The sequence below is a fragment of the Nonomuraea sp. NPDC048901 genome (genome assembly GCF_040649695.1).
Taxonomy (GTDB): Bacteria; Actinomycetota; Actinomycetes; order Streptosporangiales; family Streptosporangiaceae; genus Nonomuraea.
In genome coordinates this window covers 153,081-179,540 of sequence record NZ_JBEZFW010000015.1, presented here as the reverse complement: position 1 = coordinate 179,540, position 26,460 = coordinate 153,081, and the positions used below count along the sequence as shown (strand labels likewise).

Annotated in this window: 17 protein-coding genes; 8 read left to right on the top strand and 9 right to left on the bottom strand. The window is 70.6% G+C overall.

The features are described from left to right. Positions 1-99: 99 nt before the first annotated feature. On the bottom strand, positions 100-1,110 hold the full coding sequence (locus AB0C30_RS40900) for an ADP-ribosylglycohydrolase family protein (protein ID WP_357954207.1): 1,011 nt from the start codon (positions 1,108-1,110) through the stop codon (positions 100-102). Positions 1,111-1,272: 162 nt separating this feature from the next. Further along, positions 1,273-2,103, bottom strand: a complete 831-nt coding sequence (locus AB0C30_RS40895; RefSeq protein WP_357954205.1) for a SpoIIE family protein phosphatase — start codon at positions 2,101-2,103, stop codon at positions 1,273-1,275. 304 nt (positions 2,104-2,407) lie between these two features. On the opposite strand from AB0C30_RS40895, the gene AB0C30_RS40890 reads away from it, so the two are divergent. From AB0C30_RS40890 to AB0C30_RS40865, 6 genes are read left to right on the top strand one after another with little or no spacing between them, the layout of a single operon-like run. Beyond that, positions 2,408-3,562, top strand: coding sequence for an ATP-binding protein (locus AB0C30_RS40890; protein WP_357954203.1), 1,155 nt, complete (start codon positions 2,408-2,410; stop codon positions 3,560-3,562). Beyond that, complete coding sequence (locus AB0C30_RS40885) at positions 3,559-4,677, top strand: hypothetical protein (protein WP_357954202.1); 1,119 nt, start codon at positions 3,559-3,561, stop codon at positions 4,675-4,677. The genes AB0C30_RS40890 and AB0C30_RS40885 overlap by 4 nt, the downstream gene beginning before the upstream one ends. Continuing rightward, the gene (locus AB0C30_RS40880) at positions 4,647-5,342 is read left to right on the top strand and encodes a sigma factor-like helix-turn-helix DNA-binding protein (protein WP_357954200.1); all 696 of its coding nucleotides are present in this window, start codon (positions 4,647-4,649) and stop codon (positions 5,340-5,342) included. Before AB0C30_RS40885 ends, AB0C30_RS40880 begins: the two co-directional genes overlap by 31 nt. 55 nt (positions 5,343-5,397) lie before the next feature. After that, positions 5,398-8,988 (top strand): serine/threonine-protein kinase, encoded by a 3,591-nt coding sequence (locus AB0C30_RS40875; protein WP_357954197.1) that lies wholly within the window; start codon positions 5,398-5,400, stop codon positions 8,986-8,988. A gap of 2 nt (positions 8,989-8,990) precedes the next feature. Beyond that, positions 8,991-9,983 carry a hypothetical protein gene (locus tag AB0C30_RS40870; protein ID WP_357954195.1) on the top strand — a complete coding sequence of 331 codons (993 nt, stop codon included), beginning with the start codon at positions 8,991-8,993 and terminating at the stop codon, positions 9,981-9,983. A 41-nt stretch (positions 9,984-10,024) separates the two neighbouring features. After that, positions 10,025-10,816, top strand: coding sequence for an alpha/beta hydrolase (locus tag AB0C30_RS40865; protein ID WP_357954193.1), 792 nt, complete (start codon positions 10,025-10,027; stop codon positions 10,814-10,816). A gap of 59 nt (positions 10,817-10,875) precedes the next feature. Here AB0C30_RS40865 and AB0C30_RS40860 read toward each other — a convergent pair whose 3' ends face one another. From AB0C30_RS40860 to AB0C30_RS40835, 6 genes are all read right to left on the bottom strand, one after another. Further along, the gene (locus tag AB0C30_RS40860) at positions 10,876-13,182 is read right to left on the bottom strand and encodes a family 43 glycosylhydrolase (RefSeq protein WP_357954192.1); all 2,307 of its coding nucleotides are present in this window, start codon (positions 13,180-13,182) and stop codon (positions 10,876-10,878) included. A gap of 63 nt (positions 13,183-13,245) precedes the next feature. Further along, positions 13,246-14,979, bottom strand: a complete 1,734-nt coding sequence (locus tag AB0C30_RS40855; protein WP_357954190.1) for a beta-galactosidase family protein — start codon at positions 14,977-14,979, stop codon at positions 13,246-13,248. An 8-nt stretch (positions 14,980-14,987) separates the two neighbouring features. Further along, on the bottom strand, positions 14,988-15,854 hold the full coding sequence (locus AB0C30_RS40850) for a carbohydrate ABC transporter permease (protein WP_357954188.1): 867 nt from the start codon (positions 15,852-15,854) through the stop codon (positions 14,988-14,990). Then, positions 15,851-16,732 carry a sugar ABC transporter permease gene (locus AB0C30_RS40845; RefSeq protein ID WP_357954187.1) on the bottom strand — a complete coding sequence of 294 codons (882 nt, stop codon included), beginning with the start codon at positions 16,730-16,732 and terminating at the stop codon, positions 15,851-15,853. Before AB0C30_RS40845 ends, AB0C30_RS40850 begins: the two co-directional genes overlap by 4 nt. Next, complete coding sequence (locus tag AB0C30_RS40840) at positions 16,729-17,982, bottom strand: extracellular solute-binding protein (RefSeq protein ID WP_357954184.1); 1,254 nt, start codon at positions 17,980-17,982, stop codon at positions 16,729-16,731. Before AB0C30_RS40840 ends, AB0C30_RS40845 begins: the two co-directional genes overlap by 4 nt. Continuing rightward, positions 17,975-19,237 carry a Gfo/Idh/MocA family oxidoreductase gene (locus AB0C30_RS40835; protein ID WP_357954182.1) on the bottom strand — a complete coding sequence of 421 codons (1,263 nt, stop codon included), beginning with the start codon at positions 19,235-19,237 and terminating at the stop codon, positions 17,975-17,977. The genes AB0C30_RS40840 and AB0C30_RS40835 overlap by 8 nt, the downstream gene beginning before the upstream one ends. A gap of 77 nt (positions 19,238-19,314) precedes the next feature. Between AB0C30_RS40835 and AB0C30_RS40830 the strand changes: the two genes are divergently transcribed. Beyond that, positions 19,315-20,466 (top strand): ROK family transcriptional regulator, encoded by a 1,152-nt coding sequence (locus tag AB0C30_RS40830; protein ID WP_357954180.1) that lies wholly within the window; start codon positions 19,315-19,317, stop codon positions 20,464-20,466. 94 nt (positions 20,467-20,560) lie between these two features. Here AB0C30_RS40830 and AB0C30_RS40825 read toward each other — a convergent pair whose 3' ends face one another. Further along, a complete protein-coding gene (locus AB0C30_RS40825) occupies positions 20,561-23,548 on the bottom strand; it encodes a glycoside hydrolase domain-containing protein (RefSeq protein ID WP_357954179.1) in 2,988 nt (995 codons plus the stop codon). 155 nt (positions 23,549-23,703) lie between these two features. Between AB0C30_RS40825 and AB0C30_RS40820 the strand changes: the two genes are divergently transcribed. Next, positions 23,704-26,412, top strand: coding sequence for an AAA family ATPase (locus tag AB0C30_RS40820; RefSeq protein WP_357954177.1), 2,709 nt, complete (start codon positions 23,704-23,706; stop codon positions 26,410-26,412). Positions 26,413-26,460 lie beyond the last annotated feature (48 nt).

Genomic DNA, 26,460 nt, shown 5'->3' with positions numbered 1-26,460 from the left:
CTGGGACGAGGACCGCCGCACAGCGGACGGAGCCGGGGAGGGCCGCCACATGGCCGACGGAGCCTGGCAGGAGGGCTGCCGCGCCGCACTGTGGGCGGATCAGCCGAACGTGGTCGACAGTTCGTCCGCGAGTCGCTCGATCGTCTCCCGGCCCTCCAGCGGTCGTGACCACGCGACGGGGAACGCGGCGGTCCCGTGCACGGCTCCCAGGAGGTTGCCGCAGACCGAGCCCGTGGAGTCGCTGTCTCCCGAGTGGTTGACCGACAGCAGCATCGCCCGCTCAACCGACGGCTCCACCAGCGCGCAGTAGACCCCGATGGCCAGCGCCTCCTCGGCCACCCACGCTCCGCCGAGCGATTCGACCGCCTCCGGCGTGTGCTCGCCGCCGCGGGCCAGCTCGACCGCGGCGTGGAGTGCGCCTGTCGTCTCCTCGTGCCGTGGGTAAGTCGACGTCAGATCCAGGGCATCCTGTACGGCGTGCGCCAGCGGTCGCCCAGCGGCCAGGAGTGCGACGATCGCCGCGAATGCCCCGGCGGACAGGTAGCCGGTCGGATGTCCGTGGGTGATCTGCGCGCAGGCGGCGGACAGCTCGAACGCGGCCCGAGGGTCCCTGACGGCCAGGCCGAATGGGGCCGAGCGCATGACCGTTCCGCACCCCTTGGAATCGGGGTTCACCGGGCCTGGCTCGCCGAGGGGCGCCGGCCCGGGGAAGTGCCGGTGCAGGCCCGACAGGCAGGCGTTGCCGGGTGCCCGCCGGGAGTACAACCAGCCCTCCTCGCGCAAACGGCCCGTACGATGCGGACCGTCCGGCGGCGGAGCCGCGGGATAGTCCTGGGTGTCCAGCCAGCGCTGGTACGCCTGGCGTACCGACTCCACCGCGTCGGCCGGGGACTCGGCGCGGGTGAGGCCCTCCACGGTGAAGAGCGTCATCTGCGTGTCATCGGTGACCAGCCCGCTTTTGCCACGCCAATCGGTGACATATCCGGAAATACCGTCTTTGCCGTGATGCTTGCGGATCTCCCTGAGCGACTGGAACTCGATCGGCGCCCCCAGCGCGTCACCGATCGCCCCACCGAGCAGGCAGCCTCGAACTCGATCCCGGAAGTCCATGGGAAGATCCTGCCACTTCCTGCCGCTTCCTCCCGACCGGCCTCCCGGCAGACGGCGGACGGCGGACGGCGGACGGCAGACGGGCAGATGGGCAGATGGGCAGACCGGCGGACGGGCAGACCGGCAGACCGGTGAGGTCACCCACGGCCGTCGCGAAACCCCTCAGGTGGTGACGAAGTCCGCGATGACCACCGTCGCGTCGTCCTTCGGCTCCACGGCGGCCATCTCGTCGAACACCCTGTCCAGGCAGGCGGCGGGCGACGGGCCACCGGCGAAGAGTTCCGTCATTCGCGAGGCGCCGAGCGCCCGGATCGCCCCGTTCGTGATGATGACGACGCGGTCACCAGGACGGAGGGACACGGTGCCGACCTGCGGAGACAGGGCGGACGCCAGGCCGAGCCCGCGCTGCGGCGAGCCGTCCTCCAAGGAGTGCGGCGACCCGTCCTCGAAGGAGTGCGACGTGGTGAGCGGCTGCGGCCGTGCGCTCTTCGGGCAGTGCCAGATCGCGCCGTTCCCGACATGAGCGAAACGCAGGCACGGGCTGTCCGCCGCGTCGAGGATGATCAGATCCAGCGTGTTGACCAGGCCGGACGTGGCGGGGTCGAGCTGGGCGGCGGTGCGCACGGAGTGGTGTACCGCCTGGGCCCAGCCGTTCATGTCCACCTTCCGCGCCGCGCCGTACCGAGGCCGGGCGGCGACCACGGCGCCCAGGGCCACAGCGGCGGCGGAGACGTCGCCGAGCTGCCCGCCACCCCACCCGCCGCCCTGCCCACCATCGTGGCCGCCGAGCTGCCCGCCGCTGGCCGTCGCGATCAGCCGCTCCTGGATGACGTACGCGTCGGACGGCCGGCCGTGCGAGCCCTCGTACGTACCGCCGACCGCCGACAATCGCGGCCGTGCCACCGGCATCCCGGGCGGCCAGGTTCCTCGTTGACCACGGATCGCCATCACGGACAGGCAGGTGATCAGGATCGCGATCACGATGAAGGTCATGAGGTCCCCTCTCGTCGCGGTCATCGCGACATGTGCCCCCGTAGCCGCGGTCATCGCGACACGCGCCCCAGTACACGCTCGCGCGCGGTGATATGACTGACGGCCGATCGGCCGTCATGCGGCGCGGTGGCCGGGGGTTCAGGGTGCGTAGGACGCGGTGCATCCCGCAGTAGAGCCGGCCCGAGGAAACAGCAATGCGGACCCATGACCCCATCCGCCGCCACGACCGGAGAAAGCCGATCCGTTCACATTCGGTGCGTTATCGTGAGACCCGTTTTGTGCTCCCATCGCGAGCGGACGGCGCATGGCTCTCCCCGGTTCCACGAGGTACGACTCGGCGGCCAGGCAGTTGGAGCAGGCCATCGCTCGTACAGGAGCGGCGGCCCGTGTCGCCGTCGGCCTGGTGGCGGTCGTCGCCGCCGCGCTCGGCGCGGTGCCGCCGGTCTCCGTCGCGTGGCTGGTGCCGATGCTGGCGGTGGACCTCGTGTGGACGGCGCTGTTCGCCCGCCTGGTGTGGCGCGGGGAGCTGCTGCCCAAGTGGCTGGCGGCCGGTGACGTGGCCATCACCATCACGTTGTGCCTCTCGCAGCGCCACCTCGTGGCCAGGGAGGCGCTCGAGGACGGAGCGAGCTGGATCGCGGGGCTGGTCACGATGACCATCGTCGTCGCCGGGGTCGCCTGGCCGCCCAAGGTGGCCGTCCCCACCGGCCTGGCCGTGTCGGGGGCGTACCTGGCCGGGGCCCGGCTCGCCTCCCCTCCCCAGGACGTGAGCATCACTCTGGGGACGCACGTCGTACAGATCCTCTCCATCGTGGTGCTGATGCTGCTGCTGCGCCGCTCGGCCGCCTCGGCGGACGCCTTCCTGAGGGAGAGCGCGCGCAGGGAGATCACGCTCATGGTGGAGCGGCTGCGGCGCGAGGACGAGCTGCGGCAGGTCGGCAGCATCCACGAGACGTCACTGCACACGCTGACGATGGTCGGCCTGGGCACCTACGACGAGCCCTCGCCCACCCTGCGCGGCCAGGCGGCGAGCGATCTGTCGGCGCTGGAGAAACTGCGGGACACCCCGCGCGCCGCCGCCGGTTCCATCGCCCTGGACGCCCTGCTGGACGAGGTGGCCGAGCGGGTGACGGGCCTGGAGGTCCATCGGAGCCTGACGCCGGAGACGGTGCCGGGGGAGGTCGCGGAGAGCTTCGCCCGCGCCGTCACCGAGGCACTGGCGAACGTCGCCCGGCATTCCGGCGTACACCAGGCGGAACTGCTCTCCAGCAGGCGCGACGGCGAGATCCGCGTGGAGGTCGCCGACGAGGGCCGGGGGTTCGACCAGGACCGGCTGCCGCCCGACCGGTTCGGCGTGCGCGGCTCGATCCTCGACACGATGCGGTCCCTGCCGAACGGCGGCGCCGAGATCTCCTCCGGCGGCCAGGGCACCAGGGTGAGCCTGTGGTGGCGGCCGTGACCGAAGAGATCGAACAGGTCGCGCAGCGCTACGCCCGCTACACCGCGATCGGCGCCGTGATGATCGCCATGCTCTGGCACACCGGCTACGACCTCACGGTCACGATCACCGGCTGGTACGACTTCCGCTGGCCGGTGGTCGCGGCGGCGGCCTGGCTCCTCTACACCGCGATCGCCGTGCTGGCCGCCGTGGCCCTGCTGCGCACCTCCAGCGGCCCGGCCCGGGGACGCGAGCTCGCCGTGCCCGTGCTGGCCCTGGACATCGCGGTGATCGTGGCCTGCTACCCGAAGGACCTGATCGGCCCCATCAACTGGGGCTGGGGCTCGGTGGGCTGGCTCGGAGTCATGCTCTTGTGGAACCGGCCGCGCGGGCGGGGCGAGCTGTTCGTCTTCCTCGCCGCCAACGCCGGCATCATGCTGGCGGCGATGGCCGCGACCGGGACGCTCGACCGTGTCTCCATCGCCAAGTACCTGATGGTCGAGGTGGGCAGCATCACCCTCCAGCTCGGTTACCTGGCCGGCTGCCACACGCTGCGCGTGCGCGCCGAGGACGCGGTGCTGCTGGCCCGCCGGCTCGCCGCCGACGACGCCTGGCGGGTGTCCGCCCGGAGCATCCACGCCGACCGGCTGCGCAGGTACGACGCCATCCGCGACGTGGCCGAGTCGCTGCTGAAGCAGCTGGCCGACGGCGCCGATCCCGGCGATCCCCGCGTCCGCGCGGACTGTACGGCCGGCGCCATGCGGCTGCGCCGCCTCATCACCGAGCGGGAGGACGTGCCCGACGCGCTGGTGTCGGCGTTGCGCGAGCGCATCGAGGCGGCCGAGCGGCGCCAGGTCCTGGTGACGGCGCCGCCGTTCGGCGAGAACCTGCCCGACCTGCCGGAGGGTGTACGCGAGGACCTGCTCAGAGCGCCGATCCGGGCACTGGACGGCGCCAGGTCGCGGGCCAGGGTCACCGTGTCCGCGATGTCCACGATGATGAGCGTGGCCGTCGTGGCCGACAATGATGATCTGCCCATCAGCACCACCCCGGTACACGAGCCGAGCGGCGTCGTCGTCACCTATCAGCGGCAGGGAGGGGAGTTATGGGTCAACAGCATCTGGCAGGGCCCGTGACCGTCGCCCTGGTGGAGGATCACCAGGTCGTGGTGGACGGCGTCAGGTCGTGGTTCAGCCCGCCGGGCCCGGTGCGCCTGGTCGCCCAGGGGTCCACGATCGAGTCCGTCCGCGGCGTGGCCGCCGACGTGCTGATGCTCGATCTCAACCTCAACGGCACCTTGGTCGTCGACCGGGTCGCCGAGTTATGCGGCGGCGGGCAGCGGGTCATCGTCTTCTCCGAGCACGAGGAGCCGGAGATCGTGCGCGCCGTGCTGGACGCCGGGGCCTCGGCGTTCATCGGCAAGGGACGGGCCACGCGGGAGTCCTGCCTGGAGACCATCCTGGAGGTGGCCGCCGACAAACCGAGCATGACGCCGCCGATGGCGCAGGCGATCGCGACCGACGAGGGCCCGCACCGGCCGCAGCTGTCGGACAAGGAGCGGGCCGCGCTGCTGTTCTGGTTCCAGTCGATGTCCAAGGCGTCGGTGGCCGCGCGGATGGGGATCAAGGAGCGGACCGTACGCCAGTACATCGACCGGGCCCGCGTCAAGTACGCGGCGGCGGGGCGGCCCGCGCCCACCAAGGAGAAGCTGCTCATCTGCGCCATCCAGGACGGCCTGGTCAGTCCTGACGAGGTGACCGTCTACACCTCCCTGGCCGCGCGCTCAGGAGAGGCGACCTAGGAGAGCCGTACGGGACCCCTTCTCGATGGGGTGATGCCGTTGCACCATCGAGAACATGCCCGCCCTTGTTCCCGGCGACCCGCGCCAGCTCGGTGAATACTGGCTCGCGGGCCGGCTGGGGGAGGGCGGCCAGGGAGTGGTCTATGAGGCGTACGACCCCGCAGGGCAGCGGGTGGCGATCAAGGTGCTGCATCCGGGTGCCGGGGCCGAGCTGCGGGACCGGTTCGCCAAGGAGGCCGCGGCGACCCGGCAGGTGTCGGCGTTCTGTACGGCTCGGGTGCTGTCGGTCGAGCTCGACGACCCCCGCCCGTACATCGTCAGTGAGTACGTCGGCGGCCCCAGCCTGCGCCGGGCGGTCGCGACCGCCGGGCCGTACCGGCCGGACGACCTGCACCGGCTGGCCACCGGCATCGCCACCGCGCTGACCGCGATCCACGAAGCCGGGGTGATCCACCGCGACCTGAAACCCGACAACGTCCTGATCGGCCCCGACGGCCCGCGGGTGATCGACTTCGGGATCGCCAGAACGTCGGAGATGTCGCTCACCCCGACCGGCCAGGTCGCCGGGACGCCGGCGTTCATGGCCCCGGAGAGCGTCATCGGCCAGCGCGCGAGCCCGGCCGTGGACATCTGGGCGTGGGGCGCCGTCGTCCTGTACGCGGCGACCGGCCGGGACCCGTTCACCGGCGAGAACCTGGCGGGGCTGCTGCACCAGATCCTCGCCGCCGCCCCCGACGTGTCCGGCCTGGCCGAGCCGCTGCGCGCCCTGGTCACGGCGGCCCTCGCCAAGGACCCGGGCGAGCGCCCCAGCTCCCGGAGCCTGCTACTGGCCCTGGTCGGCGGCCGGGACGTCGTCCCGCGTGAAAGTGGCCAGGGTGTCGTCCCGCGTGACGACGGCGGGACGCGGGCGCTGCTGGCCGAGGGCAGCCGCGCGGCCGACGTGATCCGGCCGCCCGCCCTGCTCGCGCAGCCGCCCTTGGAGCTGGTGGCCGAGCAGATCTATCGGCGGCTGCGCGGCACCGACCAGGCGGTGGTGCCGCAGATCATGCTGCGCCTGGTCACGCCCGGCGAGGGCGCCGAGGACATGCTGCGCAAGGTGCCGTCCGGCGAGCTCGACGACGGGGTCGTCGACCCACCCATGCTGGACCGGGTGCTGCTCGGGTTCACCCGGGCCGAGCTGGTGGTACGCGACGGCGACACGGTGTCGCTGGCCAACGCGGCCCTGCTGCGCGCCTGGCCGCGGATGCGCGGGTGGATCGACGCCGACCGGGCGGGGCTGCGCATCCACCGCAGGCTCGGCGAGGCCGCCCAGCGGTGGGACGCGCACGGCCGCCGTACCGGCGACCTCTACCAGGGCGGCTCCCTGGAGTCCGCGCTGAGCTGGGCCGCGACGGGCCGCCAGCACGTGACGCTGAACCTCGTCGAGAACGCCTTCCTGGCGGCGGGCCTGGCCTACAGCCGGGTCCGGGCCCGTCGCAGACGGCAGGTCATGGCGGCGCTGGCCGCCATGCTGGTCGTCGCGCTGGCCGCCACGGGTGTGGCCGCCGGGCAGCGGGCGGCGGCCGTACGGGAACGGGACATCGCGGTGGCCCGCAAGACCGCGATGCTCGCCGAGACGCTCCAGACCTCCGACCCTGTCAAGGCCATGCTGCTGAGCGTGGCGGCCTGGCGGATCGCGCCGGTCCAGGAGGCGCGGGCCGTGCTGTACAGCGCGCTGGCGCAGCGCGAGCTGACCGTGCTGCCACCTCCGGCCGCCGGGGCGGACGCGCGGTTCGACCTCAGCGCCGACGGCCGCGTGCTGGCCGTCGCCGACGCGGGCCGGGTGACCCTGCGTGAGGCCGGCCGGACGATCCGCACGGTCGACGGCGTGGGTACGGGCGTCCGCGTGGTCGCCCTGAGCGGCGACCAGACGAAGGTCGCGGTGGGCGGCCCCGACGGCGTCCGCGTCTGGGACGTCGCGACGGGCCGGGCGGGCCCGCGCATCGCCGGGACCGCGCTCGGCGCGGTGCTCAGCCGCGACGGGCGGCTGCTGGGCCTGGCGACGGCCGAGGGCAGGGGCGAGGTCCGGGACGCCCGCACCGGCAAGCTGGTCATGGGCGCGCGGGACGAGCGGATCGACCGGATCACCCTGTCCGACGACGGCCGCTACGCCGCCGCCACCTTCACCGACTCCCGCTACGAGCTGTGGGAGCTGGGCTCGCGACGCCGGATCGGGGGAACGGGCGGCGCGGTCGCCTTCGGGCCCGGCACGGCCGCGATCGCCACAGGCGGCGAGATCCGGCTGTGGGACCTGGCCACCAGGCGGTTCCGTCCGGACTCGCTCGTCGACGGCATCACGGCCGCCTGGCTGTCCTTCAGCGCGGACGGGCGGCTGCTCATCTCGTACGACCGCACGGCCATCGCCGTCTGGGACGTCGCGACCGGCGAGCCGACCCTTCACTACCCGCTGACCGACACCTCCGGCATGCCCTCGGCCCGGCTCGACGCCGGGCACACGCGGCTCAGCTACCTGCTGGGCAGGGGCGCGGTGGCGGTGCTCGACCTCACCGCGGGCGTCCATGTGGCGGGCGCGGCGGGCGCGGCGGCGTTCGACCCCGCCGGACGGATCGCCGCGCTGCAGACACCCGGCGGCCTGGTGCTGTGGGACGTCGCCGCCGGCCGGTCACTGGGCACACTCGGCCATCGCCATCCCACCGCTGACCACGCCAAGAACACCGACGCCGCTCCCGACCATGCCGAGAACACCGACGCCCACGCCGCTGACCACGGCGAGGACGCTGACGCCGCCGCTGACCACGCCGACGACGCGGACGGCGCGTACGCCCTGGCGTTCAGTCCCGACGGCCGGACGCTGGCGGCCGGATCGGCCGGGACGACCACGGTGACCTTGTGGGACGTGGCCGGCCGGACCGAGATCGCGCGGCTGGCGGCGGGCGGCCGCCAGTACATCGACGGCCTGGCCTTCAGCCCCGGCGGACGTACCTTGGTCGTGTCCCCCGCCGAGGGCCGGGCCGAGCTGTGGGACGCCAGCGGTGACCGGCGGCTCGCGGACCTGCCGAGGGCGGGGTTCGACGCGATGGCCTTCCGGCCCGACGGCAAGACCCTGGCGATCGGCGGCAGCGACGCCGCCCTCATCGACCTCACCGCCGGGAACGTCCTGCGCGACCGGCCGTTCGGCGGCAGCGTCGACGGGGCGAGGTCGCTGGCCTATGCCCCGGACGGCGCGACGATCGCGGTCGGCTTCCGCCAGCTCGGCGTCGACCTGTGGGACGGGCTCGGCCGCCGTCAGCTGGGGCGGCTGGCGCCGGGGCGCGGCGAGTTCGACACGGTCATGGCGATCGCCTTCCAGCCGGGCGGCGCCATCCTGGCCACCGGCGGGAGCAGCGGCCGCGTCCAGCTGTGGGACGTGGCGGCCCGTACCTCTCTGGGCGATCCGTTCAAGGCGCACGCCGGCGGGGTGCTGGCCCTGGGATTCTCCGCCGACGGCCGGCAACTGCGCAGCATCGCGGCGGACGGCACCATCCACGCCATCCCCGTCGACCCCGCCCTGGCCGTGGCCCGGATCTGCGCCCGCGCGGGCGCCGACCTGAGCCCGGCCGAGTGGGCCAGGTTCATACCTGAGATCCCCTTCAGAGAGGTGTGCTGACTATGGCGACCCTGAGGACCACCCCGCGGACGATCCTGTGGAAGCTGCTGCGCGACGACGGGATCATCGAGTCGATCGACATCACACCGGCCCCGGTGATCTCCGGAGCGCCGCTGGCCGTCGAGGTCGCGACCGCCGGGGTACGCCGCCTCGACGGCCTCCTGTACGGCCCCGGCGGGGAGCGGGAGCGGCTCGCGTTCGACCACGTCGAGACCGGCGAGTTCGGCGACCTGTGGCGGGCGGAGGCCGTGGTGAAGACCGTGGGGGTCTGGCGGGCGCGGGTCGGCGCGCGCGGTGACGCCGTGGAGGACACCTTCACGGTGGCGACCGACGACCAGGCGGGCGCGGTGACGCGGATCGACGCGTTCAGCCTGGCGCCCGATCCGGTGCCCGAGGGCGACGAGCTGACCTTCACCGGGGTTCTGCGAGCAGACGACGCGAGACTCGGCGGCCTGCCGATCCTGCTGGAGTTCCGCGCCGACCAGGAGTTGGCGTGGACCGAGATCACCCGTACGGAGACGGGGGAGGACGGGGAGTTCAGGGCGGTCGTCATCGCCCAGAACTCCGGCTTCTGGCGGGCGGAATTCCCCGGCTCCGGCACACCCAGCTCCGGGAGGCCCGGCACGGGAAGGGGTCTGTCCGCCGACGCCGAGGCGCTGCGCGGCTCGCGCAGCGCCCAGCAGCACTCGGAGGTGGAGAAGAAGGGCCTCTACCAGGTATCTCACACGGTCAGCGGCCAGTCGGTCCCGAAGAACACGACTATCCGGCACACCGGCACCGTGCAGAAGCGCGACAGCGTCAACGACCCCTGGAGCACGCTCAACAACGAGACGGCCGAGCTGTTCTTCAAGGGATCCGGCACCAACCGCAAGAGCGTCACCAAGGGCAAGGGCAGATACCTGATCAAGGCCAAGGCGGTGAGCAGCGGTGCGTGGGGGGTGAAGATCTCCAGCTCCGCGAACGAGTTCGCGGAGATCAGGGTGACCGTCAACTGAGCCCGCCCCAACCCCTGAGCGGCCTTGCGTACAGTTGATGGGTGACGTCGCTGACGCGGGCCGCGCTTGTGATCGTCGCGGTGGCGGTCCTGCTGCTCGGGCTGCTGTGGCTGTTCCAGCGGCGGCTCATCTACCTGCCCGACCGGTCGCTGGTGCCGCCGGCGGGCGAGGTCATCCCCGGGGCGCGGGACGTCTCGTTCGTCACGGGTGATGGGCTGAGGCTGTCCGCCTGGTACGTTCCCGGGGTGCGGGACGTGACCGTGCTGGTCGTGGGCGGGAACGCGGGCAACAGGTGGCATCGGGCACCGCTGGCCAGGGCGCTGGCGGCGCACGGGCTACCGGTGCTGCTGATGGACTACCGAGGCTACGGTGGCAATCCGGGTAGCCCGAGCGAGGAGGGGCTGTACCTCGACGCGCTCGCGGCGCGCCGGTTTCTCGGGGACACGCGGGTGATCTACTTCGGGGAGAGCCTGGGGGCGGCGGTGGCGACGCGGTTGGCATGGGAGCACCCGCCGGTGGGGCTGGTGTTGCGCTCGCCGTTCACCGATCTGGCCGCGGCGGGGCAGGTCAACTATCCGTTCCTGCCGGTACGGCTGTTGCTGCGCGACCGGTTCCCGGTGGCGGAGCGGATCGGAGACGTGCGGACGCCAACCGTGGTCGTGTACGGGACCCGCGACACGATCGTCCCGGCGTGGCTGAGCAGGGAGGTCGTCAAGGCGGCCGGAGGACAGGTCACGGCCGTCGAGGTGATGGGGGCAGGACACAACGATCCGGCCATGCTGAACGGGCACGAGCTGATCCGGGCCGTGGTGGAGCTGGCGGAGCGGGTTTAGGCAGGCAGGACCCGGTGCGGCCACATCGGCTTCACCGGACCCTCACCAGTTGAGCGGGATCAGTCGCGATAAGTCCTGACGTAGTCGAACCGGGCCACGGCACCTGACTTGTTCATCGAGACCAGCCCGATCTTGAGCCGCTCCTTGGCCGGCAGCGTCCACACGCCGTTGTAGACCCAGTGCTCGCCGTCCCTGCTGGTCGCCGCGCGCACCTCGGTCTCGCCGTGCGCGGTGTCGGCGTGGTGGGACAGCCGCAGCCACATCGTGTCAGCGGTCGGGCCGCCGAACATCGGGCCGTTGAAGACCGCGGTCGGCGGGGTGGTCGTCGGCCGCTCCCCTTCCTTGGCGAACTCGCTGAGCTGGACCACCGCCCCGTTGCCCCGCTGCAGCGGGACCACCGAGTGCACCATCTTGAAGTACCGGTCGTCATTCTCGTACAGCAGGATCCCGGCCTGCTGACCCGCTTGCGCAGGCGCGAAGTCGATCTTCGTCTCCACTGTGTAGTCGCCCTCCGGCGCTTCCCGCAGCAGCACTGACGCGGTGTTGGTGCCTTGGTACAGCTCGGCGTTCTGGGTCGGCCACGACAGCGCGCCGCCGGTCATGGTGACGCCGGCCGCCGGGCCGCGTACCCACTGCCAAGGCGAGCCGGGGACGGTGTCGCCGTCGAACTCGTCGCTGTAGGCGGGCAGCAACGGACCCGGCCGGGGGTGGGGTACCCGCTCGGTGACGGGGGTGTACAGCTTCGCGGCACCGACGTTGTCGGCATCGGCGCCGCTGCCGCGCGCGACCGCGCCGACCGAGCCGTGACGGGCCGCGGCCCTCGGCAGGCGGCGGGTCTGCTCGGCGACCGGGTCACCGAGCTGGTCGGCGCTCACCTTGACCCTCAGTTCGGGGCCGCGCAGCTCGGCCACCACGGTGTGCCAGGTGCCGAAGTCGAACCCGGCCGGCAGCGTCGTCACCGACCTGCCGCGGCTCCTGCCGCCGATCACCACGTCGGTGACCAGCGCGCGGCTGTCCCGGTCCAGCCAGGCCACGACGTTGTTCTCGCGGTTGGCATAGGCGAGGGTGAGGCCGACGGCGCCGGCGGTGACCCGCAGATCCGCCTGCGCCCGCACGTCGGCCGTGGGGGCCTTCTTCGTGGAGACCAGGTACCCGGTGGCGCTTCCGGCGTGGCTCGCGTACCCCCGCGCGTCCTGATCGGTCCGCACCGACCAGCCACCCTCGGCCCGCCAGCCGGTCAGGGAGCCGTCGTTGAACGTGCCGCCGGCGGCGAAGGAGGTCACCGGCGCGGGCTGGGCGCCTTCGGACGGTCCGGCTCCGGCGCGTACCACCGGCCAGCCGTCGATCCAGTCCAGCCGGTCGATCAGCAGCGGGCGCTTGCTCAGGCCCGCGAGCCGCCCGCCGCCGATCGGCGGGAAATCGGGGTCGGCCGTCGAGATGCCGTGGTAGACGAGCCAGTCCTGGCCGGACAGGTCGGTCTGGAAGCCGCTGTGTCCCGGGCCGGCCCAGCGGTTGCCATTGGCGCCGACCACGATGGCGCCCTTGCTGGTCAGGTCCATCAGGTTGACGCCCTCGTCGTCCACGAACGGGCCCGACGGAGTGGTGGCCCGGCCGACCTTGACCTGGTACCCGCTGTAGGCACCCTGGCAGCAGCCGGCGTCGGAGTAGAAGAGGTAGTAGAAGGCGTCATGCCGGACGACGTACGCGCCTTCCATCCGGCGCCCCCTGGCCACCTGGGTCGCCGGACCTTCGATGCGGGTGGCGTCGGCGTTCATCTTCGCGACGCAGATGATGTCGTAGCTTCCCCAGTACATGTACGGGGTGCCGTCGATGTCGGTGAACTGCGCCTGGTCGATGTTGCCCGTGGGGCAGGCGGTCGAGGACGGCAGCACGTCACCCGCGTCGGTCCACGGCCCGGTCGGGGTCGGTGCCGTCGCCAGTCCGAGATCACCCCCGTTGGGGGACACCGAATAGTAGAGGTAGTACTTGCCGTTGATGTACCTGACGTCCGGCGCCCACAGCCGCGCCGCGTTGTGCCAGGCGGGCTGGGTCTCCGGGGTGAAGACCTGCCCGGCGTACTCCCAGCGCACCATGTCCTTGGAACGCAGGATCGGCAAGATCCGCTCGCCGTCCTCGCCCTTGCTGTTGAACACCGGGTTCTGGGTGCCGTAGGCGTACCAGAACCCGTCCTTGCCGTGGATCATCGTCGGGTCGGGGAAGGTGTCGACCACGCCCGCCGACACCGGGTTGGCGTACGTGCTCGGCGCCTGCGCCGCCGCCGGCGGGCCGATGACCAGCCCGGACAGCAGGACGGTGAGGCCGAGGGCCCGGCTGAGCCGCGACAAACGATCATGGGGTTGGGGCATGCCGCAGAGTCTGTCGACGCCGTATTTTTCCGTCAATAAACCGGAAAAATAGGCTAGACGCGTCTAAGAGCCGTCGTACGAGGGCCGGGCGCGGATCTGCAGCAGGGTGCCCACTTGGTCCAATTCCAGGTGGATGATCTCGTTGGTGCCCGTTTCGAGCAGAGGTGCCGGGACGTACAGGGTCTGCTGAGGTCCTTGTTTCCAGTAGCGGCCCAGCAGGACGCCGTTGATCCAGACGTATCCCTTGCCCCAGCCGGGCAGTGCCAGGAACGCGTCCCCTGGCTCGGCCACCTCGAGTGTGGTGCGGAAGAACGAGAGCGGCTCGCTCGTCGTTCCCGGCTGGAACCTCAGCCGCGATATGTCCTCCAGGGGGATCGGCCGCGCGGTGAATCCGTGCACGTACTGGTGGTGGTGCAGGACACCGCCGAGGATGCCCTTGCGCTCGCCGAGCAGCGGACCGTAGTTGGTCCGTCCCATCGACTCCACGAGGATCTCCAGGGCGGCATGCCCGTCCGCGAGCAGCGCGGGGGGATCGGTGTCCCGCTCGACGATGCCCGCGAGGCGGCCGTCGACGAAGACGTGCGCGCGGTCGCGTACGTCGCGCAGGGTGAGCGGGTACGGTCCGCGCGGTCCGGGAACGGTCGCCTGGTAAAGGACCAAGCCGTGGTCCAGCTCCAGGTCCTCGAACGCCGGCGGCATCGGCGCGGTGGTCTCCGGCCGCGCGATGGCGTCCAGTGCCTCGCGCAGCCGTACCGAATGGGCGGGGCGTAGCGTGGCGGGCGGCAGCGTGGCGGGCACGGGTGGCACGTCGGGGAGCTCGTCGCTGTAGCGGGAGAGCACGTCCCGCAGCCGCCAGTACTTCTCGGTGGGCGCGCCGCGCTCGTCGATGGGCGCGTCGTAGTCGTAGGAGGTCACCGTGGGCCGCCATGGGCCGGCGCTGTCGTCCCCGGTGCGGTTGGCGCCCGCCCACGTTCCGAAAGTGGTCCCACCGTGCGCCATGTACAGGTTCACCGACGCCCCCGCGGCCAGGATCCGCTCCAGGATGTCCGCGGCGTCCCGCGGGTCGCGGGTGACGTGTTCGTGCCCCCAGTGGTCGAACCAGCCGCACCAGAACTCCATGCAGAACAGCGGGTCGCCCGGCCGGTGGGCGCGCAGTGTGGCGAAGGCCTGCTCGGGCTCGGAGCCGAAGTTCACCGTGGCCAGCACGCCGTCGATCGTGCCACCGGTCAGGTAGTGGTCGGCCGGCCCGTCGGAGGTGCACAGGGGCACTTCGATGCCGCGGCTGATCAGGCCGTCCGCCAGGTGGCGCAGGTAGGCGTGGTCGCTGCCGTAGGAGCCGTACTCGTTCTCCACCTGGACCATGATCACGTTGCCGCCGCGGGTGACCTGACGCTCGGCCACCTGCGGGATCAGCCGGTCGAAGTAGCGGTCGACGTGAGCCAGGTAGCCGGGGTCGCCGGCGCGGATGGTGCCGGTCAGCCAGCTGGGCAGCCCGCCGTTGTCCCATTCGGCGCAGATGTACGGTCCGGGGCGCACGATCGCCAGGAGACCTTCGGCCGCCGCCGCGTCGAGGAACGCGCCCAGCTCGTCCAGGCGGCGGAAGTCTCCCGGCCGCGGCTCGTGCAGGTTCCACGGTACGTAGGTCTCGACCGTGTTGAGGCCCATCGCGCGCACCATGGCCAGCCGGTGCCGCCATTGCTCGGGGTGCACGCGGAAGTAGTGCACCGCGCCCGACAGCACCCTGAACTCCGCGCCGTCCAGCCGGAATGAGCCGCCATCGACGGAGAAGGCACGCATCTCGCCGATCACCTGCTGATTCCGGCGGTCATGCCGTCGACGATGCGGCGGCCCAGCCAGAGGTAGAGCACGATCATGGGGTAGACCAGGATCACGATGCCCGCGAACATGCCGCCCCAGTCGGAGCTGTACTGCATGCTGCTGTACAGACCGAGGAGCGCGGCGGGCAGGTTGCGTTCCTCGGGGAGAGGAGCGATCAGCAGGGCCAGCAGGGTCTCGTTCCACAGGCCCATGACGTTGAGCACGAACACGGTCGTCAAGCCAGGCTTGGCCACGGGCATGATGACCTGAACGAACGCGCGGAGCGGGCCGGCGCCGTCGATCTCGGCCGCCTCCTCGATCTCGTGCGGCAGCGAGCGCATGTACCCGGTGAGCACGAACACCGCGAAGGGCACCGACAGCGCCACCTGGAAGACCAGCAAGGTGATGCGGTTGTCCCACCAGCCGGTGACCCAGTCCTCCATGAAGGTGTAGACCGACAGCTTGATCACCACGATCGGCACCAGGATCGTCTGGATCGGGATGCTCAGCCCTATCGCGAAGTAGTTGATCGCGGGGCCGGCGACGCGCCGGCTTGAGCGTGCCAGCACATAGGCGGCGGGGGCGGACACCGCCACGATCAGCACGGACCCGAGAAGGGTCAGCACCACGCTGTTCATGGCCGCGGCGGAGAATTCCGCCGCCTGCCACGCCGAGCTGAAGTTGTCCCAGCGCAGGCTCTTCGGCAGGCCGAACGGATGCAGCCACACCTCGCCCGAGTCCTTCAGCGACTGGATGCCCACCCACCCGATCAGGGCGAGGTTGAAGGCCACCCAGACCCACAACGCGATCGCCGTGGCCCGGGGCAGCAGGATGTCCCCGATCAGACGTCTCATGACAGCTCCACTCGATCACGTCTGGTGATGCGCCGGGTCAGCACGATCAGTACGGCCGTCACGAGGAGCGTCATCACGCCCATGGCGGCCGCGCTTCCCAGCTCCGGCAGGCCGGCGCCCTTCACCACGATGTACTGCTGCACCGCGATCGTGCGGGCGGGGATCGGCGGCGCGGCGGCGGTTCCCGCGGTGGTGAAGGCCAGCACGATGTCGAAGATCTTCAGGCTGCCGACCACCCAGAGTACGGCGGCCACGGCGAGGACGTCCCAGGTCAACGGCAGCGTGATGTGCCGGAACTGCTCCCATTTGGTGGCCCCGATGAGCTGGGCGTCCTCGTACACATGCGTCGGGATGGCGTCGGCCGCCGACATCATCAGCGCGACGTAGAAGCCGGTGCTCGACCAGACCAGCCCGCCCACGACGCAGCGGAACACCATGTCGGGGCCGAGCCAGGGCCGCGGGTCCAGGCCGATCCACTCCAGCACGGTGTTGACCGCGCCCTCGGGGTTGAGCAGGAAGCCCACCGCCGCGCCGATCGCGATGATCGAGATGACCATCGGCAGGAAGACGACGGCCCGGATGAAGGCCCGCCCCTTGAGCTGCCTGAGCACGACCATGGCGAGGAACGTGGAGCCGAAGATCAGGACGCCGCCGACGGCCGCCATCACGAAGGTGTTGGTGAAGGCCGTGACGAAGACGTCGTTGTGCAGCAGCGCCACGTAGTTGTCCAGCCCGCGCCAGGTCATCTCCGAGCCGGGCCCCGACCATTTGGTGAAGCCGACCCAGATCCCGAACAGCGAGGGCGCGACGAACAGCAAGGTGTAGATCAGGAGCGCGGGCAGCAGAAAGGGCCAGAAGGCCCGTTCATAGGTTTTCATCCAGTCGCCAGGTGCTCGGCTGTGCTCTTCTTGCCCTCGCGGACGAACGTGGTCGCGTCGATCTTGCCGGAGAGGAGCTTGTCGCTCAGCGGCAGGAACATGTCGCCCCACCAGGTCTTGTCGGCGCCCGCGTAGTCGTAGCTCAGGTGCGTCTCCTTGGCCTCCAGCACGGCCTTCTGCACGTTGGCCATGTGCGCGGGCGCGGGCACGTCGCCGCGCGAGGAGATGTTCAGCGCCACGGTCGAGAACTGCTCCATGTACTTCTTCTGCAGCGCGAAGGCCAGGAACTTCTTGGCCGTGGCGACGTTCTTGCCCTTGGCGTTCACGCCCCAGCCGAGGGTGCCCACCTCGATGGACTTCTTGCCGCCGGTGGGGACCTGGAACGAGGCGACCTTGAAGCCGGGAGCCAGCTGGGGCTGGACCTCGCTGGCCAGCCAGGTGCCGTTGAGGTTCAGGTCGTACGTGCCCGCCGCCCAGGCGTTCTGCGCGGCGGGGAACTTGGTCGCCATGAAGTCCCGCTGGAAGTAGCCGCCCTTGGCGAGCTGTTCGACCTTCTTCGCAGCGTCGAGCACCTGGGGCTTGTCCCAGTTGGCCGGGTCCTTGGCCAGCTCGGCGAGGCTCCCGGCGCCGTTGGCGCCCACCAGCAGGCTGTAGAACCAGAAGACGTTGTAGAAGGCGATGGTGCCGTCCTGGCCGATCGGGGTGCGGCCGGCCTTCTTGGACTCGTCGAGGAAGGCGATGAACTCCTCCCAGGTCTGCGGGTTCAGCCCGGGGTGCTTGGCCGCGTCGTACCAGATGGCGGTGGAGATGATCGTGTGCGGGATGTAGGCCAGGCCGTTCTTGCCGGAGGAGGCCCGCCGTACCGGCTCGGGGAGCACGTCCTTGACCGTCTTGCCCTCGCCGGGGACCTGCGCGTTCTCCACGTCGTCCATGGGACCGATGATCTGCTGGGCGGTCAGCGTGTCGATATCGCCGGTGGTGGTGTCGAACAGGTCGGGGCCTTGGCCGGAGGCCATCTCGGCGTTGAGGTTCTCGTTGCCGGTGCGGCCGACGAACTTCACGTCGACCTTGGTGCCCGTCTCCTTGGCGAAGTCGTCGAAGATCGCCTTGATGATCTTCGACTGGGGTTCCGCCGCGCCCCAGGACGAGCGGTACGTCAGCGACTGCTGGGCGGGTTCGCCGCTGTTCTTCTTGCCACAAGCGGCCAGGCCGAGGGCGCCGATCAGGAGGACGGCCGTCAATTTACGCATGGTGGGGGGCCTTTTCTATCGAAACGACGGTACGGGTGTGCCTGGCCTGTTCCGCGGCCCAGACCACCCGGTGGGTGGCGAGGCTGGCTTGCGCGTTGGTCGAGACCAAGGCCGGGTCGTTGTCGCGGACGGCGGCGAAGAACGCCTTCAGCAGCGCCCCGTCACCCCCTCCGTGACCGGAGGCGGCCGAGGCGTCCGCTCCGGCGAGGGCGTCGATCACCGACACCTCATTGGTGAGGAAGTCGTGCACGCGCAGCGTCTCGCCGTCGCACTCGATCGAGCCGCGCGTGCCGAAGATCCTGGTCTTCCTGTGCTCGAGCGCGCCGAACGCGGTCACGGTGCAGGTGGCACTCGTGCCGTCGGCGAACTCCATGATCACCACCTGGCTGTCGACCACGTCGTTGTCGCAGGCGTAGACGCATCTGCCGTACGGGCCCTCGCGCAGGGCCGTGAGCACGCCCTCCTCGGTGAAGTCCCTGGTGATCGCACCGAGCGGCCAGATGTGCCGGTTCGGATCGGCGAGGGAGTCCATGTAGAGCCGCTTGGCCGAGTAGGGGCAGGTGGATTCGACGGAGCAGTCCAGGCATCGGTCGGCGGCCTTCGCGGGCTGGTTCTCCTTGGTGAAGTGGGCCAGCTTGCCGAAGGAGGAGACCCGCTCGGGCACTTCGCCCTTGATGTGCACGAGCCAGTCAAGATCATGGCAGGCTTTGGCGAGGAGCATCGGGGCCGACTCGGCCTCGTTCCGCCAATTCCCGCGCACGAAGGAGTGTGCCTGGTGCCACCAGCCGACCTGCTCCAGGTGCTGGATGTTCATGATCTGGCCGATCCTGCCCGCGTCCAGGAGCTCCTTGAGCCTGGTGGTGTAGGGCGCGTAGCGCAGCACATGGCAGACCGCCAGGATCACGCCGTTGCGGTCGGCGGCCGCGGCGATGGAGGCGGCGTCCTCCTCCGTCGGCGCCATCGGCTTCTCCAGCAGGATGTGGTAGCCCAGATCGGCCGCGCGTACGGCGGGCTCAAGGTGCAGGCGGTCCTGCGTGGCCACGATCACCGCGTCGGCCAGCCGCTCTCCGGCCAGCAGGTTCCGCCAGTCGGCGAAGGCGCGCTCGGCCGCAATGCCGTGCTCGGCCGCGAACTCCGCCCGCCTGGCCGGGTCGGGCTCGGCGACGGCCACGACCTCGGCCCACCCGGCTTCGCGCGCCAGCCTCGCGTAACCTGCGCCGCGCAGGCCCGCTCCAATCACGGCAAGAGTGACCATTCACATCCCCTATAGTGAGACTTACTAATGAAGGATGTTTTTATTTCTGCCGCATAGCATCTGTCAAGGGGGCAAGCATGACGATCCGCGGCGGCGACACCTCGCGGCTTCGCCGGATCAATCTCGTGACGACGCTCCGCACGGTCCGGGCGCGGGGGCCGCTCGGGCTGACCGACCTCGCCAAGGAGGCCGCGCTGTCCAGGCCGACCGTGGAGGGCCTGGTCGAGGAGCTGCTGGCGGCGGGCTGGCTCAGGGAACTGCCGCCGGAGAGCGGTCAGATGGGGCGGCCGGCCAGGTTGTTCGCCTTCCACGCGACGGGCGGTCACGTGCTCGGGATCGACATCGGCTCCTACACGCTCCGGGCCAGCGTCGCCGATCTGGACGGCACGGTCGTGGCCGCGCACGACGAGCGGACCACCGCCGCCGCCGGTCGCGCCGAGCGCCTGGCCGGCCTCAGGAGGGCGATCGCGGGCGCCTTGGAGGCCGCCGGGCTGACCGCCGACAGCATCGCCGCCGTCTGCGCGGGCACCACCGGCGTGGTGACCCCCGAGGGCGTGGTGAAACTGTCGGTCGGCCTGCCCGAGTGGACCGGCCTCGATCTGGCGGGTGAGCTGCGGGCGAGCTTCGACTGCCCCGTACTGGTGGAGAACGACTGCAACCTGGCCGCGCTCGCCGAGCGTTGGCGCGGCCAGGCCCGCGACATCGACGACCTGGTGTTCGTGCTGTCCGGCGTGCGCACCGGTGCGGGCATCCTGGTGGACGGCAAGCTGCTCAAAGGAGCCAGGGGTGGCGCGGGCGAGATCGGCGCGCTGCCGCTGATCGGCTGGCACCGCGCGCCCGTCCATCTGACCGGTTTTCAGGGTCTGCCGCCCGGCACAGCGCCACAGGACGCCGCCGCCCAGGTCTTCGCCGTGGCCAGGTCCGGCGACCCGGCCGCGCGGTGGGCGGTCGATCAGTACGCGCGCGACCTGGCCGAAGGTATCGCCGCGTTGGTGCTGACCGTGGATCCCGAACTGGTGGTGATCGGCGGCGGCGTCTCGCGCTCGGGCAACGTGCTGCTTGAGCCGGTGCGCCGGCACCTGGACCCGTTCTGCCTCGAACCTCCCGTGGTGGTGATCTCCGACCTGGGGGAGCAGGCCGTGGTCCTGGGGGCGGTACGGCGCGCGCTCGATCACGTCGACGCCCGCCTCTACGACTTCGACGCTCCCCTGCCCAAGCCATCCGCTTGACGATCATCGCTCTCGCGGTGCCACAGATGGCGCCCGTCGCCTGACCAAGGCGACGGGCGCGAACCTGCTTGCTCACCGGCGTGCTGGATGGCGGCTATCTGGGCTGACCGCTCGTCGCCGAACGGATGGCCGGCAGGTTGTAGAGCTCCAGCTCATAGACGGCGTACATGCTCCAGCGGGTGTAGTTCGCATCGTTGATCTTCAGGCGTAGCTTCCTGACGCCTTGCAGGTCGGGAAGATCGGCGGCCGAGTACTCCATGACTCCGTCGTCATCGTCGTGCGTCCACCGGAACGCGGCGCCCCGCACAGCGGTCGTCCAGTCGGTGCCGTTGGCCGAGACCTCGACGTCCACATCGGTCAGGCCCTGCGGAATGCCACCACGGGTCGCGACCACGAGCGTGTTGAACGCCTTCGGCTCCTTCCAGTCCAGCACGATCTCGTGCGGGAACGGATTCGCGTCGGTGTAGCCCTGCTTGGCGGCGAACATCGTGCCGTATTCGCCGTCGACCATCTTCTGCGGGCCGTATTGCACGCCGCCGTCGCCATCACGCGCGGCCGAAGCGGATACCGCCGAATAGCTTCGGGCGATGTTGGCGTCCGCCGTGTTCACCGCGCCCTTCACGAGCGTGAGCGCATAGGTTTTCGCGGTCTTGCCATCGCTTGCCAGCGTGCGGATCTCGACCTTGTTCTTGCCGTTCGCCACGTTGACGTCGACGCTCGCGCCGTTGGCGACCGGGCTGCCGTCGACGGTGATCGTGCCGCCGGCGTCGGTCAGCGTCGGGGTCAGGCCGACTGTGCTCTTGCCCTCGTTGACGAGCAGCGTGTAGTCACCGCGATATCCCTCGAAGGAGAATTCCGAGACGTTGGTGAGCTTGAGATCCTTCAATGTCGCGTCGAAGTGCCGCTGCCCAGGCGCGAGTCGCACGCGGAATCCGTCGAGCCGCACCTCTTTGTTCTCCAGGTTGGTGAGCTGGATCTGGTGCTTGCCCGGCCTCAACCCGGTCTTCTGATACGCGGTGAAGCGGTCGTACTGGACCGCCTCGTAGAGATCGAGCACCGTGGCCGGCCCACCGTCGACCGACACGGACACCTTTCCGGTCGTCGTGTTCTTCTCGAAGAACGCGTCGATACCGGTGCCCTCGAACTCGTAGGTCGCCTTGTCGCCGGCGTTCTTGCCGATGTGCACGCTGCCGAGGTACGCGGACTGCCGCTGCCGGGGCGCCCAGCCGGCGGAGTAGCCGATGCCGCTGTCGGTGTTGTCGACCAGGAAGGTGTTCGGGACGTCCTGGCCCTCATAGGGGCTGGTCGGCTGGGGAATGGCGCCCACAGGCTCGCCCGCGGCCGCCCGCACGAGGTAGCCGTGCAGAGCGTCGAGATAGGCCGGGTCGAGCGTGTAGCGCCGCGGGTCCTCCGGGCTGATCGCGCTGTCGACGATCCGCTGGGCCAAGGCCGGGTCGCGCTTCTTCAGGATGTAGAGCAGCTCGTAGTCCTCAAGACCGTCGCGTTGCGCCTCGAGGCGCACGCTGCTCTTCACCGTCAAGTTGGCCTTGTCGGGATAGACGATGTAGGAGTCGCCCTTCCAGGGACCCACGTACCACGCGTTCCACGCCCAGTGCAGATGACCCTGCACGCCCTCACGCTCGAGGTCCCAGAACAGCATGCGGCCGGTCATCGTCGGCTGCGTCCAGAAGCGGTTGAGCCACGGGGGAGTGTTGACCTCGCACGTGTAGACCCACAGGTCCTGACCCGCGGCCTGTTGTGCCTTGTAGCCGGCCTTCTTGCGCTCGAACGCCGGTGTCAGCGGAACCCAGGTGTCGACATAGGGCTTGGTCTTGTCGTCGAGCAGGATGCCATCGGGATCGGCGTCCATGGTGCGGAAGTCGGCGCCGATATCGGCGTTGATCTGCTTGATCTTGCGCGCGACATAGGTCCAGAGGTTGCGCTGGGCGGCGGTGATGGGCTCGTCCTGAATGTGCTGGTACCACGTCAGGCCGTTCGTCCAGCCCTTGCTTTTGAGGTGCTGGTGCAGCGCGGTCAGATAGTTGGTCAGGAACGCGTCGGTGACCGGCAGGCTGTCCGGCAGCTTGGTGTTCCAGCTGTCGTTGGGCTTCTCGTTGTCCGGCATCTTGTTCAGCGCGTGAATGAGATGCTGGTTGGCGAAGCTGGTGATCCCGTGCCGTTTGAACGTCGCGACGTAGCGGTCGAAGTTCGTCCAGTCGATGTCGCGCGGAATCCCCTGAAGGAATTCCGACAGCTCCGTGCCGGTGGACTGCAGGAACAGGTCGGTGCGGAGCCAGACCATGTTGGTGCGATATTCGGCGAGCTTGCGGGCGAACTCGTCCATGAGGCGGAACCACGCGTCGCTGTAGGTCTCGACGCCGTAGTAGTACTTGCCGACGTCATAGGCCTGGCCGGCCGCACCGTTCCAGCTGAAGCCGTCCCAGGTGAAACCGTTCGTCATCGTCCATTGGTAGTTGGTGAACGGTGACTTGTCGATCGTGGGGACCTCGACGGCGTGCACGCTGAAGGTGATCGGGAGCGGGTAGTCGCCCCGGGTCGTCTCGACCGTCGCCGTTCCTCGATAGGTGCCGGGTGCCGTGCCGCGTGGCACGAACCCGGTGACGAAGACCGGCTGAGTCTGGCCGGCCTCGACCCAGGTCTCCTGGTCGTTGGAGAGCGGATCCGGCATGGCCGACTCGGGATAGAGCAGGTTGCCCTCACGGTCGGGGAAGAACGGGTTCGCCGCGACCTTGCTGTCGTCCTTGTAGGCGACGAAGTGGTAGCTCAGGTTGGCTCCCGCGATCGGCCGCCTGCCGCCCGCGGTCAGGTTGCCGAATCGGACGCGCTTGATGCGCAGCCGTTCTTTCGCGCGTACGGCGATCTGCGCGCTCTCGTACTCACCGCGGGCGGCTACGAGGCTGATGGCGGTGTTCGGGCTCTGCGGAACCGTCGTCGTGCGATAGACGGTCTTCTGCGGACTCTCGACCCAGAGCTGTGCGGCGTTCGTGCCGGCGATGGCGGCGGGCGCGAACGGTGCGAGCAGGAAGGTCGCGCAGAGTAAGGGAAGTGCTCGGCGTAGCATGAGCACTTATCATGGGTTCTTGTGTAAGTCTGGGTCAAGAGGGTGTGCCGCCTGGGATTCCCGCGCCGGGCGGAACGTCGCCCGCGGGGACACGCGAAAAATCTCCCCCCACATGAGGTTCGGCGTCCTCCGTCCGGATAGCCAGGAATTGGGGGATGCGAATGTGGGAACGCGATCGGGAATGGCACTGTGTCGAGAGCCTGCTGCGCACGATAGAGGGTGGCGCGGCCGGGACGCTGCTGGTGGACGGCGAACCGGGGGCAGGCCGGACCCGCCTGCTCACCGAAGCCGCCCGCGCCGCGGGCGAGCGCCACATCAGCGTGCTCCAGGGCGGCCCGGGGGAGCTGGGCGAGCTGATCCCTTGCGGAATGCTGTACCAGGCTCTCGACCTGCGCTTCGAGCCGGCCGGCGGTGATCCCGGCGACTCGCGGGCGCGTACCCTCGAACGCCTGCGATCCGGCCTCGAGGAACGGGCCACGGGACCGGTGCTGGTCGTGCTCGACGACCTGCACTGGGCGGACCCGATGACGCTGATGGTGCTGCGCGCCCTGCACCACGTGCTCGCGTCCCGGCCCATCGGCTGGCTGCTGAGCCGATCCACCGCGGTGGAACAGGGCCAGGCCGCCTTCCTGTTCGACCTCCTGGAGCGAGAAGGAGCCGCCAGGCTCGAGCTCACGCCGCTCTCGCCGGAGGCGGTCGTCGGGCTGATGACGCAGACGCTCGGGGCGCCACCCGAGCCGGCCCTGCTGGCACTGGCGGGCGGCGCCGGCGGCAACCCGCTGCTGATCAGCGAGCTGCTCGCCGGGCTCCGGGACGAAGGGCGGCTGGGAGCCGGAGCCGTCCTGCCGCATGGGTACGTTCCCCACCGGCTGCGGATGGTCGTCCGCCACTGGATCGATGCCCTCAGCACGGGTGCCAGGAATCTGGTGGAGACCGTCGCCGTGCTGGGCCGGTCCTTCTCGCCGGAACAGGCCGTGTCACTGCTGGGCACCACACCGGCCGCCCTGCTTCCGCTGGTCGAGGAGTGCATGGCGGCAGGCATCCTGGCCGCCACCCCACAGGGCCTCACCTTCCGGCACGAACTGGTCAGGTTCGTGGTCGCCACGCGGGTCCCGCAACCGGTACGGCACGCGCTGCTGGACCAACTCGGCGTCCGCACCCACGCCGAACCGGCGAGCCGGCCACCGGATGTCTACGCCGGACCTTCGAGCCGGTCACTGGGAGTCTCCGGCCCCGACCTCGACCCCAGCCATGGCCCCGGCCCTGGCCGCGGCTCCGGCCACCTGGCCGCGCTCATCGACACGGCGATCGCCGGGGGGCGGCTGCAGGAGGCCGAGCGGCTGGTCGACGAGGGCCTGGCGGATCGCGACCCGGCGGACGACGCGGCCGAGCTGCGCTGCCTCCTGTCGGACATCATGTATCTGACCGGCCGGATCGAGGAAGCCCTGCGGCTGGCCGAGACGATGCTGGCCGTGCCCGATCTACCCGGCCATGTGCGCGATCGGGCGGTCCTGGTCCGGCTGTACGCCCTGACGCGCCTGCGGGATTCGGGCACGTCCGCCCGGGAGTACGCGTACGAGGTCCTGGAAGGCGGCGCCCGGCACGGTCCGGTGGCCACGGTCGCGGCCTTGGTCGCGCTCGCGGTCACCGAGTGGGAGGAGGGTCGGCTCTCCGAGGCGCTGGCGTTCGCCGAGGATGCCCGGCGGCTGGCCGTCACGGACGAGCGGCCGGCCGGGACGGACGAGTCGCCCGTGCATCGCTACGAGCCCCTGCTCGTCTCCGCCGCGCTGCTCATGGACGTCCACCGGCTCGACCAGGCCCGCGCCATCCTCCGGGAGGCCCGTGCGGACATGTCCGCCGACGGCCACCTGACCTGGACCGCGGACGCCTCCGCTCTGGAGGCCCGGGCCGAGCTCGCCGCGGGCCGTTTCGCCGACGCCGTCACCGAGGCGGAGAGAGCCCTGGACCTGGCCACCACCTTGGGCACCCCGCTGCCCGCCACGGTGGCCAACGCCGTCCTCGCCACCGTCGCGCTGCGGCGCGGCGACCTGCGCGCGGCGTCGCGGTACGTCGCGGACGGAACAGGCGGCCCACTCGACGGCCATCCACGGCACACCCTGCTGACGGCACAGGTCGCCGAGGTACGAGACGGACCGCTGAGCGCGATGACACTGCTCACGGACCTTCCCGCACCACTCGGGCGGCTGCGTTCGATGCTCGCCGTGGAACCCACGGCGGGTGCGTGGATGGTCCGCGTCGCCCTCGCCGCCGATGACCGTCCGGCGGCCGAGGCGGTCGTGGCCACTGTGGAGGCGCTCAGCAAGGGCAATCCGGAGTTCGCCGCGCTGGTCGCCTCGGCCGCGCACGCCCGCGGCCTGCTCGACGGCGACTGCGACGCCCTCGCCCAGGCCGCCGAGCGGACGGACGACGCGTGGGCGCGGGCCTCGGCCGCGGAGGACCTCGGCATGGCGCTCGTCACGGCCGGGCGGCACGAGGAAGCGGCCGGCAACCTGGATCGCGCCCTCGCGATCTACCAGGACCTCGGCTCCGTCAGGGATTCGGCGCGCGTCCGCAAACGGCTGCGCGGCATGGGCGTCCGTCACCGCCACTGGAGCTACGCCGAGCGGCCGGTCTCCGGCTGGGACAGCCTCACCGAGACCGAGCGGAACATCTCGCTGCTCGTCGCCGACGGATGGACCAACCGGCGGATCGCCGAGCAGACCTTCATCAGCGTGCACACGGTGGCCTTCCACCTGCGGCACGTCTACCGCAAGCTGCACATCAACTCCCGCATCGAGCTCGTACGCCTCATGGTGTCGCAGGGAAGGATCGAGACCGGCCCGTCCGGCGTGGCAGGAGCCTGAGCGAAACCCGCCCGGATGACCGCACAGTCAGTGATGACTACCCATCTG

Excerpts from the sequence above, each read along its gene's own strand:
- AB0C30_RS40820 (WP_357954177.1), top strand. The coding sequence starts at position 23,704 with ATGCGAATGTGGGAACGCGATCGGGAATGGCACTGTGTCGAGAGCCTG.
- AB0C30_RS40830 (WP_357954180.1), top strand. The coding sequence starts at position 19,315 with ATGACGATCCGCGGCGGCGACACCTCGCGGCTTCGCCGGATCAATCTC.
- AB0C30_RS40895 (WP_357954205.1), bottom strand. The coding sequence starts at position 2,103 with ATGACCTTCATCGTGATCGCGATCCTGATCACCTGCCTGTCCGTGATG.
- AB0C30_RS40870 (WP_357954195.1), top strand. The coding sequence starts at position 8,991 with ATGGCGACCCTGAGGACCACCCCGCGGACGATCCTGTGGAAGCTGCTG.
- AB0C30_RS40860 (WP_357954192.1), bottom strand. The coding sequence starts at position 13,182 with ATGCCCCAACCCCATGATCGTTTGTCGCGGCTCAGCCGGGCCCTCGGC.
- AB0C30_RS40835 (WP_357954182.1), bottom strand. The coding sequence starts at position 19,237 with ATGGTCACTCTTGCCGTGATTGGAGCGGGCCTGCGCGGCGCAGGTTAC.
- AB0C30_RS40855 (WP_357954190.1), bottom strand. The coding sequence starts at position 14,979 with ATGCGTGCCTTCTCCGTCGATGGCGGCTCATTCCGGCTGGACGGCGCG.
- AB0C30_RS40840 (WP_357954184.1), bottom strand. The coding sequence starts at position 17,982 with ATGCGTAAATTGACGGCCGTCCTCCTGATCGGCGCCCTCGGCCTGGCC.
- AB0C30_RS40845 (WP_357954187.1), bottom strand. The coding sequence starts at position 16,732 with ATGAAAACCTATGAACGGGCCTTCTGGCCCTTTCTGCTGCCCGCGCTC.
- AB0C30_RS40850 (WP_357954188.1), bottom strand. The coding sequence starts at position 15,854 with ATGAGACGTCTGATCGGGGACATCCTGCTGCCCCGGGCCACGGCGATC.
- AB0C30_RS40825 (WP_357954179.1), bottom strand. The coding sequence starts at position 23,548 with ATGCTACGCCGAGCACTTCCCTTACTCTGCGCGACCTTCCTGCTCGCA.
- AB0C30_RS40900 (WP_357954207.1), bottom strand. The coding sequence starts at position 1,110 with ATGGACTTCCGGGATCGAGTTCGAGGCTGCCTGCTCGGTGGGGCGATC.
- AB0C30_RS40875 (WP_357954197.1), top strand. The coding sequence starts at position 5,398 with ATGCCCGCCCTTGTTCCCGGCGACCCGCGCCAGCTCGGTGAATACTGG.
- AB0C30_RS40890 (WP_357954203.1), top strand. The coding sequence starts at position 2,408 with ATGGCTCTCCCCGGTTCCACGAGGTACGACTCGGCGGCCAGGCAGTTG.
- AB0C30_RS40880 (WP_357954200.1), top strand. The coding sequence starts at position 4,647 with ATGGGTCAACAGCATCTGGCAGGGCCCGTGACCGTCGCCCTGGTGGAG.